This is a genomic window from Methylobacter sp., from assembly GCF_036845245.1.
Classification (GTDB): domain Bacteria; phylum Pseudomonadota; class Gammaproteobacteria; order Methylococcales; family Methylomonadaceae; genus Methylobacter_A.
Genome location: NZ_DAIUEH010000061.1, coordinates 14,627 through 27,815, shown reverse-complemented (window position 1 = coordinate 27,815; position 13,189 = coordinate 14,627). Strand labels below are relative to the sequence as shown.

Sequence of the window (13,189 nt, the reverse complement as noted above, 5' to 3'; positions counted from 1 at the left end):
TCGTAATCATACCTGTTAACATAACCTATACGACTAGGGTTGCGAAAGTCCTATTAATATTAATTCAGTTAGTTGCGCTGTATCAGGATTTTGTAAGTGTTTTTTTACTTCCTCTACCAATTGAGATTGTAAATCTAAGTCTGCTTTCACTTGTTCCTGTAGTTGTTTCGTTTTTTCTGCTTCGATTTGCTCCTGTAGTTGTTTTATTTTGTCTGCTTCTATTTGCTTTGATTGAATATATATGGAATAGCCAATACATGATATTGCAAAAATACTGATAATTAATACTGGGATGCGTTCGCTTGCAGCAAGCGAACCTTTTTTTGCGACCAAAACCAATAAAATGACTATCGAGAGGACGGTCCCACCAACAGCCAAGGGCAGTAAAAAATTTCCCGTTAAAAAGTAAATGGATAGCAGGGCATTAACAAAGACAAATATTCCGCCAACCCAATTAAGGGTATTGTTCTCAAAAATTTTAGCCACTGATTGCCTACTCTTTTATTGTTTTTGTTGTAGAGGGTGGAAGGACTGCTCACAGGGTAATTAATAACGGTGCTTAGCGGGTTTGGAGTGTAGCTGGTTTTCCCCGCCTATGCTATTTAGTTTTGGTGTAAGGGGAAATCTGAATTTTGCCGGAAATTGAAAGGCCAATTCCCCCGAGGCCAGCGTAGTGGTCGCAGTAGAAAAAAATCTGGGTTGGGAGTAATCCGGGATCAACCTCGGGCTGCTCCACTCAATAGGGCCAGCAGGGGGCATCGTGCGCCTTTTCGAACTCTACCTGTGTTGGAAATTTTGATTCTTGAAATAAATTACCCATGAAAGATTCCAATATAATCCTGTCTTTTGGTATTCACAAATGGGGCGCGATGTACTCCATAGCGGGCTTGGCTATAGGTTGAGAGCGTTCGACCTTGCATTCTGTAACTTTGTGACATTTTTGGCAGAACATTATCGTCATATGTATTTTTTCTTGTTGTTTTGCATTTTCTTTATTCTAACTTTATGGTTTCACAACTTACGAAGAAGTGATGATTGTAAATATTAAGTTAAGTTTGATTAATGCATTGTATTTTATTTCGATATTCATCTAGCACATACATTGCATTAAAGTCATTGTATTGGCAAGTGAATTCTGTATCTGGCAATATAAAGTTACCCGTGAGCTTCATGCTTGGTAATGTGATCAATAGCCAAATAATTTCACATCGTTGTCGATATTTTGGTAGCAATATTACCTTTTTTTGTATTGCAGACTCTAATGCACAGCGTTCAACTTGGATTGAATCAAAACTGCTAACGGTAAAGCCCACAGCATTTACGCTATCAGTTCTTTGCGCAACAATTGAATTAATCATATGCAGTGATGGATATTTGTTTTTGTCTGGAATAATGTTATGAATTTCATATAGTCGATCTATTAAAAATAGTTTTGACTGATCGTATAGAAATTCGCCAAGGCCGCGATAAACAATTTTTCTTTTTTCTACTGTAACGTTACCGTTAAATCCGACCCCAAATACAAAGGGTTCACCTCCTTTTTCGTTGTATATTTTTATGGCCTTTTCAACAATGAATGTTAGGTCAGATTCGGTTTTTGCAGAGTTATAGATACCAAGGTCACGGTAAACTTCTGTAACTTCTACGCCCACAGACTGACCATCTATATTTACTATAAAATCTGGAGATTCTTTATCTTTATCAACTACTTCATAACTCGTAATTCCTATGAGCTTAAAAGCCTTCTTTAGCTGTGCTAGCTCTATGTCTTTTTGTTGACTTATCGTCATTTAACAAACCTCTAAGCGCGCCAGGATTTTTCGCGAAAGCTAAAATGGATCCATCCGATTTTAGCAGCGAAAAATGACCTGGCAATTAATGCCTTCGGCGGCCCGCGTTCGTCCTCCGTCCGTCACGACGCACAACTTCGCGTTGCTACGCTGTGCGCCATGACTCCCGTAATGACTTGACGCCGTGTCGGATGGCCTTGCATTTTGACTGCGCTTCCGCTATCGCTACAACTTCGTCAAAACGCCCGACCGCTACGGCTACGCGGGGGTCGTCGTACGCCGCTCCACTAACGTTACGCTTCCTGTACTCCTTCATTGAAAGCCTAACGTGATAAATACGAAATAGCGCGGTAGGGATGGGTAAAGGTATAGCCGAAACCCATCATAATCAAGCGGAGATGCGATGGGCTTCACTTCGTGATTTACAAGGCGCATTGCTCTATCCATCTTACCTATCCAAATGCCCATAAGCCGGTAACGTTTCCAATCGATTGTCATCACGGGGTGTACCCACCGTAAAATGATACAGGCTTTGGAACTTATTATCCTTGATGCCTAAAATCTCATGCACGCTGTCATCAAAATAACAGCCGATACCGGTGCCGCGTATGCCTGCTGCTTCGGCTTCCAGATATAGCACTTGACCTATCAAACCGCATTCCCAGAACAAACGGCGGTAGAGCCACGGTGCAGCTTCGATGGTTTCGGCAAATTCCGCAACCATGCCCAGACTGAAAGCGCTGTCGCTGGCGATGGGTTGATGGCAGGACAATGTTTTGGCAACCTGTCTGCAATCGCCTGTATACAAATGATAAAGCGGTAAAGTTTCGGATATTTTTTGCCAGTCGAAATCAGCCAGGGTCGCAGCCTGCAATGATTCAACAGCATGGTTATGTCTCGGTAGCGCATAGATGCCGGGAGCTAAACCTTCAACACGATGGACAAAAATAAACAGGTGGATTTTCGGCGGCCAGCGCCACAGGTCAAATGCGGCTGTAGTCGGCAGGACGGCAGCCAGCATTCGGTAAAAATCGGTTTGCGGCAACGGCGACATTTTACCGTCAAATTGTTGTGCGCTGCGGCGCTGACGGATGATTTGGCTTGCGGTTTTTGTGCAGGACGATTTTGTTGCGTGTTGGTCGCATCGGTTCCCTACCGATTGCGACACTTCCGCCATCCTTGGCGGTCGTCGAACCGCTTGCCACTCCAGTTCTTCAGTTTGCGGTTTGCTTGCAGCAGACGAGACCTCATCAATGACCGGCCACTTATACATATGATAAGCGCGAAGGCTGTCGGCTTTACCGAACCAAGCTCCTGATTGAGCGGCTTCCAGCAGGGCTTTGATATCTAATGGCTGGTTGTCGGCATGGGTATTAATTCGGCAAACAATATCGGGGGATTCATGTTCCTGTTTTTTAAAATCATCCCGATCAAGCCCTAATAGCTTGGCGATGTCGTCATCCGACCATTCGGCCAGTAATTCAACCGACCAACCCAGTATCGCCGCCGAGTATCGCAACGCTCCCAAAGCATGGCCTATATCATGTTGGCAGTAGCGGAAAGCTCTCTCCCCGTATTTCCAGGCTTCGCGCCAATGGACTGAAGATAAACCGATTAATATGCCGGAATCGGGCAAATTGTCGGAAAACCGACAACGCTGTTCAAGGCTATGATTGTGGCTGACATAGTGATAAACCCCTGATTTAATCAAGTTATCGCCAGGGATGGTGTGTATTCCGCTAACCCGCCGGGAGCGGGTGCGGTCCTCGCCGGTGCTGATCAAGTAGGCTTCGGTCGGATGCAGGTTGCCGCTGGAAGGATTGCAACGCAATGCCCAGCGGCTTGGACCGAATTGTTTCCATGCCGACAGGCCGAAAGCCAATTCCAGCAATAAACCGGCATTAGTTATGTTTAACGGTTTAGCTGAGATTGTTTCCGGGTTATCCAGGTCGGTAAATAGCGGTTCAAGTTCGGCTCCGGGTAAGGGCAGCGTGACAATTTCGCAACCGGAGAAATGCCGGAATTGATCGGGTTGGTCTTCCCAGTCGATTGATTCAGGGCCTTTGGCGTAGCGCTCCAGGGTGTGCTTGGTGCGATTGTGGTAGGTCAGGACGATTTCGGTTTGTTGGTTCATAATGGGTTCAGTCCAAAAAAAGCCTTCGTCAAAAGGCTACTAAATTTAAAGCGGGACAAATAAAGAGTACAGGCTCTGCCTGTTCGCAAACAAAGCTTGTGCTTCTTGTATAGTTCCGCCTTAAGTTGTAATCGTTTCATATAACGCCGAGCGCGAAGCAAATCCGGGAAGCCATGGATGGGTAATCCTGAATTAGGTTATAGGAGATTGGTTTAGCCACAAGATTGATTTTCCATCACGCACTTCACGTCCCTGTGCTCTGATTTCGGCACAAATCTGCATGGAACAGATTTGCCTTTACCCAAAGGGCATCAGGCAGGATAGCCTGATGCGATTCCCTGCCGGGATGACGATGTTTTCTTTAAATTGGTGGGTATGGACAATATACGCCATTCAATTATTGAAACTTGAGTTCGAGTCCTCCGTGGTGAAAATCTTTACCCTAACTATTAATTAATTAACCCACTTAGGCTCCATGGCCAAATCTTCAACCCAGCATCCAATCGGATTGCCCAGGTTCATATCCTTATCTTCAAAGCGCACCAAAAAAACACTGCGATTCGGCTCTTCTTCCACATGCCCGATCAGAGTGATCACTCCGCGAGTTCCGGCTTCGGCTAATATTTCGCCTTCGGCACCCTCAGGTATTGAGCCATCATCAATAATCGTTTTGGCGGCATAAACGACATCACCTATATCTAGATCTTCTACTTTCATTTCATATCTCCGTTTATTTTGTAGCAAAGCTTACATTGTCAGTTGATTGTGTCATTGAAACCTGTTTGTTAATACGCGGCATATTGTAGGGTTTCTATGTTAAGGCCTTATTAAATAAGCCTTTAATAAATAAATAACAAAATGGCATACAGGTTGCTTTAGGTATTAACAAGAACGATGCCATACATTCAGGAGTGCATAAAAATGATTACATTAACAGAAAAAGCCATTAGCGCAGTCGGTCGCTTTATTTCCGGTTCGGAAACACCTACAGCAGGTCTACGTATAGAAGTTACCGATGGCGGTTGCTCGGGTTATCAATACGGATTGAAACTCGAGGGCAGTCACACACCGGAAGATACTGTCATTGATTACGGTGAGGTGAAAGTATTTATTGATCCTACCAGTATGCCGATGCTTGACGGTATGTCCGTCGACTTTCTCGACAGTATTGAAGGTTCGGGGTTTAAGTTTACCAACCCTAATGCAGCTAAAAGTTGCGCTTGCGGTACTTCATTTAATACCAGTACCGAAGGTACTGGAACTAAAACCTGTTCTTAACATAGCAGAAAATCTAATTCGAGGATAAAGACATGTGGGATTATTCAGACAAAGTTAAAGAACATTTTTTTAACCCAAAAAATGCGGGCGCGGTCGTTGATGCCAACGCGACCGGCGAAGTGGGTTCAATCAGCTGCGGCGATGCATTACGGCTGACGCTGAAGGTCGATGATGAAAGTGAAGTTATCCTTGAAGCAGGCTTTCAAACTTTTGGTTGCGGCTCGGCAATTGCTTCCTCATCGGTACTGACCGAAATTATTAAAGGCATGACGCTGGATGAAGCTTTAAAAGTGACCAATCAGGATATTGCCGATCATCTGGAAGGTTTACCACCTGAAAAAATGCACTGTTCGGTCATGGGTCGTGAAGCTTTGCAAGCGGCAATAGCGAATTACCGCGGCGAAGAGTGGAAAGACGATCATGAAGAAGGTGCGTTAATCTGCAAATGCTTTGCGATTGATGCGGTGATGATCGAAGAAATGGTCTGGGCGAATAAATTGCGCACCGTTGAAGATGTCACCAACTTTACCAAAGCAGGCGGCGGATGCGCATCTTGCCATGAAGACATTGAAGCGATTTTGGAAAAAGTATTGGCCGAAAAGGGCGAGAAATTCGATCCGACTGCGGCACCGGTAGCAGCTCCGGAAAAAATCGCAGCCGTTAAAGGACCGATGACCAATTTGCAACGCATCAAGAAGATTGAGGAAGTGCTGGAGTCGTTAAGACCGGCATTGATGGCGGACGGCGGCGACGTGGAATTGGTCGAAGTCATCGGCAACACCGCTTACGTCAACATGACCGGCGCCTGTAACGGTTGCCAAATGGCGGCGATGACGATTGCCGGAATTCAACAACGCTTAATGGAAGTGATGGGCGAGTTCATTAAAGTCGTACCGGCATCGGAAATGGCGAAACTGGTTAATATTGAGGTGGCGTGATGACTGACATTTACCTGGACAATAATGCCACCACCAAGGTTGATCCTGCGGTGGTCGATGTGATGATTCCTTATTTCCTTGAGCAATACGGCAATCCATCATCCATACATAAATTCGCCGACGGCGTGGCGCGCGGGCTTAAGCAGGCCCGGCAGCAGGTTCAAGCCCTGATCGGCTGCGAGCATGATTCCGAAATCATTTTTACTTCTTGCGGCACTGAATCCAACTCCACGGCGATTTTGTCTGCAATCAAGGCGCAACCGAACAAGAAAGAAATTATTACCACCATGGTGGAGCATCCGGCGATTTTAAGCCTGTGCGATTATCTTGAAAAAGAAGGCTACACAATCCATAGGTTGCCGGTCGATAAAGCCGGACGTTTAAACCTGGAATCGTATAAAAAACTGTTATCCGACCAGGTGGCGATTGCATCGGTGATGTGGGCTAACAATGAAACCGGCACGATTTTCCCGGTTGCCGAAATGGCGGAAATGGCAAACGCCGCAGGCGTGATGTTTCATACCGATGCTGTTCAAGCGGTTGGCAAGATTCCGATGATGTTGCAGGATACCAAAATCGATATGCTGTCGTTATCGGGACATAAATTACATGCACCCAAAGGCATCGGTGTTTTGTATCTTCGCCGAGGCACACGTTATCGTCCTTTATTGCGCGGCGGTCATCAGGAGCGCGGAAGAAGGGCAGGGACTGAAAACAGTGCGTCCATTGTCGGCCTGGGAAAAGCCTGTGAGCTGGCGTTAGAGCATATCGAATATGAAAACACCAAAGTCAAAGCCATGCGCGACCGTCTTGAGCGGGGCATTACTGAAGAGATTCCGCATTGCTTCGTGACCGGCGACCTGTATAACCGTCTGCCTAACACCACCGACATCGCTTTTGAATATATCGAAGGCGAGTCTATTTTGATGTTATTGAATAAAGCAGGCATTGCGGCATCGAGCGGTTCGGCGTGTACTTCCGGCTCTTTGGAACCTTCGCATGTCATGCGGGCCATGGATATTCCTTACACCGCCGCACACGGCACTATCCGGTTTTCTTTCTCGCGCTATAACACCATGGCGGAAGTGGATGAAGTATTGAAAGTGATGCCCGGCATTGTTGCGACATTACGCAAGTTGTCGCCATATTGGTCTGGAGATGGGCCGGTGGCCAATCCTGAGCAGGCTTTTGCGCCGGTGTATTCGTAAATAATTTAGAAAATGTTGGGCTGACGTAAGGAAGCCCAACATTATTGTCTTAAAGAAACAATTACTTGAGATAATTCTTAATTTCCATTGCCCCATCAAAAACGTCCAAAATATCAATGCGTTTTTCATCCACGATCTTATAGGCGATGCGGTAATGGCTATAGTAAATCACGCGGATTTATAAGACACATCAATAGGATAAATGCCACCTAACTCAGGAAATTCTACCAAAAGCTTGGCTTTTTCGAGAATCTTGTTAACCGTGTTCCGAGCTGCTTTGGGATTGTCATTGGCGATATAGACATAAATTGCCCGGAGCCATCCAACCGCCTCGTCAGTCCAATTGATCTTCACCATGAAGTTATCTGCTTTTCCAACTGTTCTTGTGAAATGACGCGATCATTTAAAGAATCCTGTAAGCCGCGTTCCAGCATGAGTTTAAAGGCTAATTCCTTAATAATCTCTTCAACACTGACATCATCAGGCATTTCGTCTAGGGTCTTTTGGACAAATTCTTTGGCTAGTAATGTTGAACTCATAATTTACCTCTTTGTTTCGCTAGTTCCCAAGCTCCAGCTTGGAAATTCGGTGTTGGAAGCTCTAGCTTCCCGTTTCGCGAAGCTAGAGCTTCGCCTTCTAGTTTCCCAATCTGGAGCTTGGGAGCCAGCGCAAACTTATATTCTAATAATTCCCGTGCCTGGAGTTCGTAAAGCAATAAGCCATTTTTTAATCATTTCGCCATTTACTTCTTCAATAGGATAAGCTCTTGATGAAATGGTCTTTCTTGCCCCAGGGCTAAGTTCTGATGTTGTAACAAGTAATCCTTTTTTTGCATTTTCATACATAACATCTGCATAAAGCCCTTTGACAACCACTTTGTCTATTTTTTCCTTTTTACGTTTACACTGAATTATGAATTCAGGCGAGTCGTTTTCATCTTCACTCCAAACTCTCAAATCAACACCGTCATCATTAGAACCAGGGCCAATTTCTACTTTAAAACCAAACTTAATAAAACACTCACCAACTAACTCTTCAAATTTTCGCCAATGAATTGAGCCTAACTTTTCTTGATTAGCCGAAAGAAAGTCTATAAAACGCTGGTCAAAAAAAACTCCTTCATTTCCTGTATGATCAAATCGTTTAAATAAATCCGATAATTGGACTATGTCAGACCAATCGCGCCATCGACCCTTAGAATGTGGAGTAAAAGACATTAAACGATCATATTCTTCGATTAGTTGATACATGGATTTCATGCCATGAACACCGTACTTTTCTTTCGCTTTTAAAATCATCTCGGTAAGGTAGTTACCATTAAATTCATCTTTGATCATCATGTAATGTTCAAAAATGCGCCAAATGTCAATAACAAACTGCTGACCACCTGGCTTCATAAACTCGTCGCGAAATAGGGAAAAAATTTCAAGTATCCCATTGTAACGCCTATCAGTTAGGCCAACTTTATGAAGAATATTGTAATAAAGTTCTTCATAATTCTCTGATCTAATTCGTATTCCATATTTTTCTGATTGCATAATGTCATCAGGATAGGAAGTATCAGATAAAAGTTCATACATATCCTCAATTGATACAGCAATACCTGCTTTATAACCAATCAACTCATGTAAGTGATCTGCAAATTCGCCTTTATCAAACCACATGGCCCCCATAAACAATCACTCCTCTAAGTAGGATATGCTATAAATTAAAATTATCATTCTTAAGCTTCGGACTCATACAGTGCCGGAGCGGATGGGAACTATAAATCTTCCTAATGTTTTTGCGATGTCTGGGCTACGTGGCTACATCTAACCCATGTCGAATGTTTCGGACAGGTAATATGCTTCGTTCGGCTTTAATCATAGCAACCCTTTTTCACCCCACATCAGCCAACAAACTTTCATACGGTATGCTCAAGCCGTCGTGCAAGCGTTTTATCATTCTCAGGCTCAACGGACGTTTGCGGTTAAGCACTTCCGAAACGCGTCCGCTGCTGCCGATATAGGCTTCCAGGTCACGGTTATTAAGGTTTTGTTGTTCCATTCTGAATTTGATGGCTTCAATCGGATCGGGCGGCGTTATCGCGTAGTGTTTGTTTTCATAGGCTTCAATTAAGGTGACCAACACTTCCATTTCGTCGGCTTCGGGTGTGTCGGGTTCCGCTTGAAAGACTATTTCCAGTCGTTGGAATGCGGCTTTTAATTCGTCATCGTTACGGATGGGCTTAATATTCATTGACTGTCTCCACGTTAATCAGGTCGTATTGGGCATGTGTGCCGACAAATTTTATCCAGGCGATTCCGGCTCGATACTGCATTTCAACTACTAAACGGTATTTATTGCCCCCGATATTGAATACCACTCGGTTGTTGCTACAAACGCTGGCATTTCGGTATTGGTCTTTTATGTCTTGAGGCGACGACCAATGAGCTTTAATGGCTTCTTCGTACCAGCTTTCTAATGGGCCTTTGGCATCGCGATAAGCAGATTGTTCCCAGAACTTTTTGATGGTGCTTTTGGCTATGACCCGCATGAATTGCTCGTATTATGCTCCCAAATTGGGAGAATAATAAACAAAGTTACTCCTTTATTCAAATTTGCCCTAACACCCATTCACTTTGTCGGGTTTACGACAATTTCTTGTTTTGGCGTTGCATTGTCCTGTCGCTATTGCACCAATCAAGGCTTACAGCCCGCTATTTCCGATGAATAAACAGTTGGCAAGTATTTTGCTTTATTACAATTAAGGGCATCACGTACTCATTTTAAAACACTTATCAGGTAGCTTGAGTTTAGCCATGAAAACACAGACCCGAACTATCATCATAGACGACACCACACTCAGGGATGGTGAGCAATCTGCCGGAGTCGCTTTTTCGTTGGACGAAAAGCTGGCGATTGCGACGCAGTTGGCGGGATTGGGCGTACCGGAATTGGAAATCGGCATTCCGGCAATGGGGTCGGTGGAACGGGAAGAGATTAAGGCGATTGCCGCTTTAGGGTTGCCGCCAAAGCTGCTGGTCTGGTCGAGAATGCGCCGCGACGATTTGCACGCTTGCTTAGGATTGAATGTGGACAAAGTTGATTTATCGATATCGGCTTCGGATCAACATATTCAGCATAAGCTTAGACAAAGTCGGCAGTGGGTTTTAAATGCCATTACCAGCTGTGTTCAGGAAGCGCGAAGTTTGGGTATGGAAGTATGTGTCGGTATGGAAGACGCCTCGCGAGCGGATGTGGATTTCTTGATCCGCATGGCTGAAACCGCGCAATTGGCTGGAGCAAGCAGAATTCGTTTTGCCGATACGGTAGGTATTATGGAACCGTTCGGCGTATTCGAGACGATCAAAAAGCTAAGAGCGGCAACGGATTTGGAAATCGAAATGCATGCCCATGACGATTTAGGGCTTGCTACCGCTAATACGCTGGCAGCAGCCGTGGCAGGGGCGACTCATGTTAATACCACGGTTAACGGTTTGGGCGAACGCGCCGGCAATGCCGCATTGGAAGAAGTGGTGGTTGGCTTGAAGCAATTATATGGCTTTGAAACCGGGGTCAATTTGCATAATTTGCCCGATTTGTCCGAACAAGTAGCCCGCGCTTCGGGCGATGCAATCGGCAGTCGCAAGAGCCTGATTGGCAAAAGCGTATTCAGTCATGAAGCCGGCATTCATGTCGATGGACTGTTAAAGGACCCCAATAATTATCAAGGTGTCGATCCCGCTATTGTCGGGCGTAGTCATCAATTAATTTTGGGCAAGCACTCAGGAACGCAGGGTGTGATTCACGCCTATAGACAAATAGGCATTGCAGTAAGCCGAATACAGGCACAAGCCTTATTAACCCAGGTTAGGCGCTTTGTCAGTGATACCAAAAGATCACCTAAAACCGAAGAGCTTAATCTTTTTCATCAAAATCTTTAGAGGGCGATCATCATGAACGAACATAAAGAACCGCAGTCATGCGAACCGGAACTTAAAGAGACTTTAGACATACCGGATCAGGACGATCTTTATCCCGGTTCTTTTTTCAGGATACCCGCTCCACCCAGGCTGGGTAAAACAGTTTGGAGTTTAAATTAGTTTTCTGCCGGTTTCCAATCTACAGAGACTGTGAAAGTATTTTTGAACATATGACACATACTATTTTAGTGACTTCTAGGTCATTGTTTTATTGATCGTGGGAGGGGCTTTAGCCCCGACTTTCGGGGCTAAAGCCCCTCCCACATGAATACTTTCACAGTCTCTACAGATTGGGAACCCAATGAGCAAAACTAGAGTTTCCAAAACTGAATTCCCAAGATGGAACTCGGGAACTAGCAACGAGTAAAGGACGCTGAAGCTTGAGAATTAGCAAATTTATCTCCGACCTCAATAGGAGTTTAAAAAATGGTTATGGCCATATCAGATAATATGAAAAGTAAAGCACAAGCGCCGCAGAGTTTTCTGGCCCAATGGCATGAAGATGTCCACTGTGTTTTTGGCCGCGACCCCGCAGCGCATAGTGTCTGGGAAATATTGCTGACTTATTCGGGGGTCCATGCGGTTTTAATGCATCGCGTCAGCCACCGTTTATGGAAAGCGAACTGGAAACTGGCCGCCAGGATTTTATCCGCATTCGCCAAGATGTTTACTAGCGTTGAAATTCATCCCGGCGCTACTATCGGCAGAAGATTATTTATCGATCACGCGCTAGGCGTGGTGATCGGCGAGACCACGGAAATCGGCGACGATGTCACTTTGTATCATGGCGTGACTCTGGGTGGTACGACCTGGAATAAGGAAAAACGTCATCCGACCTTGGGTAACAATGTACTTGTCGGTTCCGGAGCCAAAATTCTCGGAGCGATTACCTTAGGCAACAATGTCCGTGTCGGCGCTAATTCAGTGGTCATTAAAGATGTACCGCCTTGTTGTACGGTGGTAGGCATTCCCGGCCGCATTATTCAGAGTAAAGGCACGCAAATTCAAAACCGGCACGGTATTGATCTGGATCATCATTTGATTCCCGATCCGGTCGGAAAAGCCATCGCCTGTTTAATGGAACGGATTGATGAACTGGAAGCCAAACAAACGGAATCACCCAAAGTGATGATTGAAGAAAATTGTGATAATTGCGAGGCGGAAAGCGTCTGCACTCCCAAGAAAGAGAGCCCGGTAAAACTGGCGGTGAGGCTATAGATGGATTTGTTGGATTTTGAAGCACAAGGTTTGTATTTTGAGCAACCGGATGTTGAGGGCATAAAAGAGCTGATCGCAATTGCAGCGGACAATTATGCCAATGGCGATGCCGAATTACCTTTACTGCAAGCGTATTTTATGGCGCCTGAGTCGTTGAACGTACTGGTCGCGTTAAACCGTTTTTATTATTACCAGCATCGCCTGGAAGACGCTTTAGCGGCAACTAACAAAGCCCTGGTTGTGATCAGGCCGAGCATACCTTTTCCTGAAAATTGGCAAGAATTGCAGGCTCGCCATCTTACCGATGCATCGGCTGATTCATTGACTAATGTCAGGCTGTATTTGTTTACCCTGAAAGCTATCGGTTTTTTAAATATGCGGTTGGAAAGACTGGATTTGAGTCAGGCTATTTTTGAAAAACTGGTCGAGCTCGACAGCATGGATAGAATCGGCGCACAAGGATTATTGGAACTGGTGATCAAGCGTAAAACAGATGTAGGTTGGGTAAGCGCAGCGTAACCCAATATTTTTGAACCACGATTGTTTGAGTTGTGCTGCGCTGACTCAAAAACTGGCTGGAGCAAGATCATGTTGAAAAAAGAACTAACCGATTCATTGATGACCATCATGCCTATTGTGGCGTTTGTTATTCTGGCGC

General features: G+C 45.0%; 17 protein-coding genes. 7 read left to right on the top strand and 10 right to left on the bottom strand.

Annotation, left to right across the window (positions count from 1 at the left end; translation table 11 throughout):
* Positions 1–33: 33 nt before the first annotated feature.
* The 5 genes from V7051_RS21045 to V7051_RS21025 form a co-directional block, all read right to left on the bottom strand.
* A complete protein-coding gene (locus V7051_RS21045) occupies positions 34–486 on the bottom strand; it encodes a hypothetical protein (RefSeq protein ID WP_333878364.1) in 453 nt (150 codons plus the stop codon).
* A 563-nt stretch (positions 487–1,049) separates the two neighbouring features.
* Positions 1,050–1,790, bottom strand: a complete 741-nt coding sequence (locus V7051_RS21040) for a hypothetical protein (RefSeq protein ID WP_333878362.1) — start codon at positions 1,788–1,790, stop codon at positions 1,050–1,052.
* A gap of 145 nt (positions 1,791–1,935) precedes the next feature.
* A complete protein-coding gene (locus V7051_RS21035) occupies positions 1,936–2,106 on the bottom strand; it encodes a hypothetical protein (protein WP_334181148.1) in 171 nt (56 codons plus the stop codon).
* A gap of 132 nt (positions 2,107–2,238) precedes the next feature.
* The gene (locus tag V7051_RS21030) at positions 2,239–3,924 is read right to left on the bottom strand and encodes a SagB/ThcOx family dehydrogenase (protein ID WP_333878360.1); all 1,686 of its coding nucleotides are present in this window, start codon (positions 3,922–3,924) and stop codon (positions 2,239–2,241) included.
* A gap of 453 nt (positions 3,925–4,377) precedes the next feature.
* Entirely contained in the window at positions 4,378–4,641 is a 264-nt protein-coding gene (locus V7051_RS21025) for a nitrogen fixation protein NifZ (RefSeq protein ID WP_333878358.1), read from the bottom strand.
* Between the two features lie 204 nt (positions 4,642–4,845).
* On the opposite strand from V7051_RS21025, the gene V7051_RS21020 reads away from it, so the two are divergent.
* Genes V7051_RS21020 through nifS form a run of 3 tightly spaced genes read left to right on the top strand, consistent with a single transcriptional unit; the run spans position 4,846 to position 7,348 of the window.
* Positions 4,846–5,202 (top strand): HesB/IscA family protein, encoded by a 357-nt coding sequence (locus V7051_RS21020; RefSeq protein ID WP_333878357.1) that lies wholly within the window; start codon positions 4,846–4,848, stop codon positions 5,200–5,202.
* 32 nt (positions 5,203–5,234) lie between these two features.
* Entirely contained in the window at positions 5,235–6,140 is a 906-nt protein-coding gene (gene nifU / locus V7051_RS21015; protein WP_333878355.1) for a Fe-S cluster assembly protein NifU, read from the top strand.
* Complete coding sequence (gene nifS, locus V7051_RS21010) at positions 6,140–7,348, top strand: cysteine desulfurase NifS (RefSeq protein ID WP_333878353.1); 1,209 nt, start codon at positions 6,140–6,142, stop codon at positions 7,346–7,348. Before nifU ends, nifS begins: the two co-directional genes overlap by 1 nt.
* A 168-nt stretch (positions 7,349–7,516) precedes the next feature.
* On the opposite strand, the gene V7051_RS21005 is transcribed toward nifS, so the two are convergent.
* The 5 genes from V7051_RS21005 to V7051_RS20985 all read right to left on the bottom strand — a co-directional run bounded on the left by V7051_RS21005 (position 7,517) and on the right by V7051_RS20985 (position 9,884).
* The gene (locus tag V7051_RS21005; protein ID WP_333878351.1) at positions 7,517–7,705 is read right to left on the bottom strand and encodes a type II toxin-antitoxin system RelE/ParE family toxin; all 189 of its coding nucleotides are present in this window, start codon (positions 7,703–7,705) and stop codon (positions 7,517–7,519) included.
* Positions 7,699–7,887 carry a hypothetical protein gene (locus tag V7051_RS21000; RefSeq protein WP_333878349.1) on the bottom strand — a complete coding sequence of 63 codons (189 nt, stop codon included), beginning with the start codon at positions 7,885–7,887 and terminating at the stop codon, positions 7,699–7,701. The genes V7051_RS21005 and V7051_RS21000 overlap by 7 nt, the downstream gene beginning before the upstream one ends.
* 135 nt (positions 7,888–8,022) lie before the next feature.
* Entirely contained in the window at positions 8,023–9,021 is a 999-nt protein-coding gene (locus V7051_RS20995) for a restriction endonuclease (protein WP_333878348.1), read from the bottom strand.
* A 205-nt stretch (positions 9,022–9,226) separates the two neighbouring features.
* Positions 9,227–9,586, bottom strand: coding sequence for a helix-turn-helix domain-containing protein (locus V7051_RS20990; RefSeq protein WP_333878346.1), 360 nt, complete (start codon positions 9,584–9,586; stop codon positions 9,227–9,229).
* Positions 9,576–9,884 carry a type II toxin-antitoxin system HigB family toxin gene (locus V7051_RS20985; protein WP_333878344.1) on the bottom strand — a complete coding sequence of 103 codons (309 nt, stop codon included), beginning with the start codon at positions 9,882–9,884 and terminating at the stop codon, positions 9,576–9,578. The genes V7051_RS20990 and V7051_RS20985 overlap by 11 nt, the downstream gene beginning before the upstream one ends.
* Positions 9,885–10,149: 265 nt before the next feature.
* On the opposite strand from V7051_RS20985, the gene nifV reads away from it, so the two are divergent.
* The 4 genes from nifV to V7051_RS20965 all read left to right on the top strand — a co-directional run bounded on the left by nifV (position 10,150) and on the right by V7051_RS20965 (position 13,050).
* Positions 10,150–11,274, top strand: a complete 1,125-nt coding sequence (gene nifV, locus V7051_RS20980; protein WP_333878342.1) for a homocitrate synthase — start codon at positions 10,150–10,152, stop codon at positions 11,272–11,274.
* Positions 11,275–11,286: 12 nt separating this feature from the next.
* Entirely contained in the window at positions 11,287–11,433 is a 147-nt protein-coding gene (locus V7051_RS20975; RefSeq protein ID WP_333878340.1) for a hypothetical protein, read from the top strand.
* A gap of 306 nt (positions 11,434–11,739) precedes the next feature.
* Positions 11,740–12,531, top strand: a complete 792-nt coding sequence (gene cysE / locus V7051_RS20970; protein WP_442919734.1) for a serine O-acetyltransferase — start codon at positions 11,740–11,742, stop codon at positions 12,529–12,531.
* Positions 12,532–13,050 carry a hypothetical protein gene (locus V7051_RS20965; RefSeq protein ID WP_333878337.1) on the top strand — a complete coding sequence of 173 codons (519 nt, stop codon included), beginning with the start codon at positions 12,532–12,534 and terminating at the stop codon, positions 13,048–13,050.
* Positions 13,051–13,189: the final 139 nt, after the last annotated feature.

What these genes read in the sequence shown, in the direction of transcription:
- V7051_RS20965 (WP_333878337.1), top strand. Translation starts at nt 12,532, where the DNA reads ATGGATTTGTTGGATTTTGAAGCACAAGGTTTGTATTTTGAGCAACCG.
- V7051_RS20975 (WP_333878340.1), top strand. Translation starts at nt 11,287, where the DNA reads ATGAACGAACATAAAGAACCGCAGTCATGCGAACCGGAACTTAAAGAG.
- V7051_RS20990 (WP_333878346.1), bottom strand. Translation starts at nt 9,586, where the DNA reads ATGAATATTAAGCCCATCCGTAACGATGACGAATTAAAAGCCGCATTC.
- nifV (WP_333878342.1), top strand. Translation starts at nt 10,150, where the DNA reads ATGAAAACACAGACCCGAACTATCATCATAGACGACACCACACTCAGG.
- nifS (WP_333878353.1), top strand. Translation starts at nt 6,140, where the DNA reads ATGACTGACATTTACCTGGACAATAATGCCACCACCAAGGTTGATCCT.
- V7051_RS20985 (WP_333878344.1), bottom strand. Translation starts at nt 9,884, where the DNA reads ATGCGGGTCATAGCCAAAAGCACCATCAAAAAGTTCTGGGAACAATCT.
- V7051_RS20995 (WP_333878348.1), bottom strand. Translation starts at nt 9,021, where the DNA reads ATGGGGGCCATGTGGTTTGATAAAGGCGAATTTGCAGATCACTTACAT.
- V7051_RS21040 (WP_333878362.1), bottom strand. Translation starts at nt 1,790, where the DNA reads ATGACGATAAGTCAACAAAAAGACATAGAGCTAGCACAGCTAAAGAAG.
- V7051_RS21035 (WP_334181148.1), bottom strand. Translation starts at nt 2,106, where the DNA reads ATGAAGGAGTACAGGAAGCGTAACGTTAGTGGAGCGGCGTACGACGAC.
- V7051_RS21005 (WP_333878351.1), bottom strand. Translation starts at nt 7,705, where the DNA reads ATGGTGAAGATCAATTGGACTGACGAGGCGGTTGGATGGCTCCGGGCA.
- V7051_RS21020 (WP_333878357.1), top strand. Translation starts at nt 4,846, where the DNA reads ATGATTACATTAACAGAAAAAGCCATTAGCGCAGTCGGTCGCTTTATT.
- V7051_RS21000 (WP_333878349.1), bottom strand. Translation starts at nt 7,887, where the DNA reads ATGAGTTCAACATTACTAGCCAAAGAATTTGTCCAAAAGACCCTAGAC.
- V7051_RS21030 (WP_333878360.1), bottom strand. Translation starts at nt 3,924, where the DNA reads ATGAACCAACAAACCGAAATCGTCCTGACCTACCACAATCGCACCAAG.
- V7051_RS21025 (WP_333878358.1), bottom strand. Translation starts at nt 4,641, where the DNA reads ATGAAAGTAGAAGATCTAGATATAGGTGATGTCGTTTATGCCGCCAAA.
- cysE (WP_442919734.1), top strand. Translation starts at nt 11,740, where the DNA reads ATGGTTATGGCCATATCAGATAATATGAAAAGTAAAGCACAAGCGCCG.
- nifU (WP_333878355.1), top strand. Translation starts at nt 5,235, where the DNA reads ATGTGGGATTATTCAGACAAAGTTAAAGAACATTTTTTTAACCCAAAA.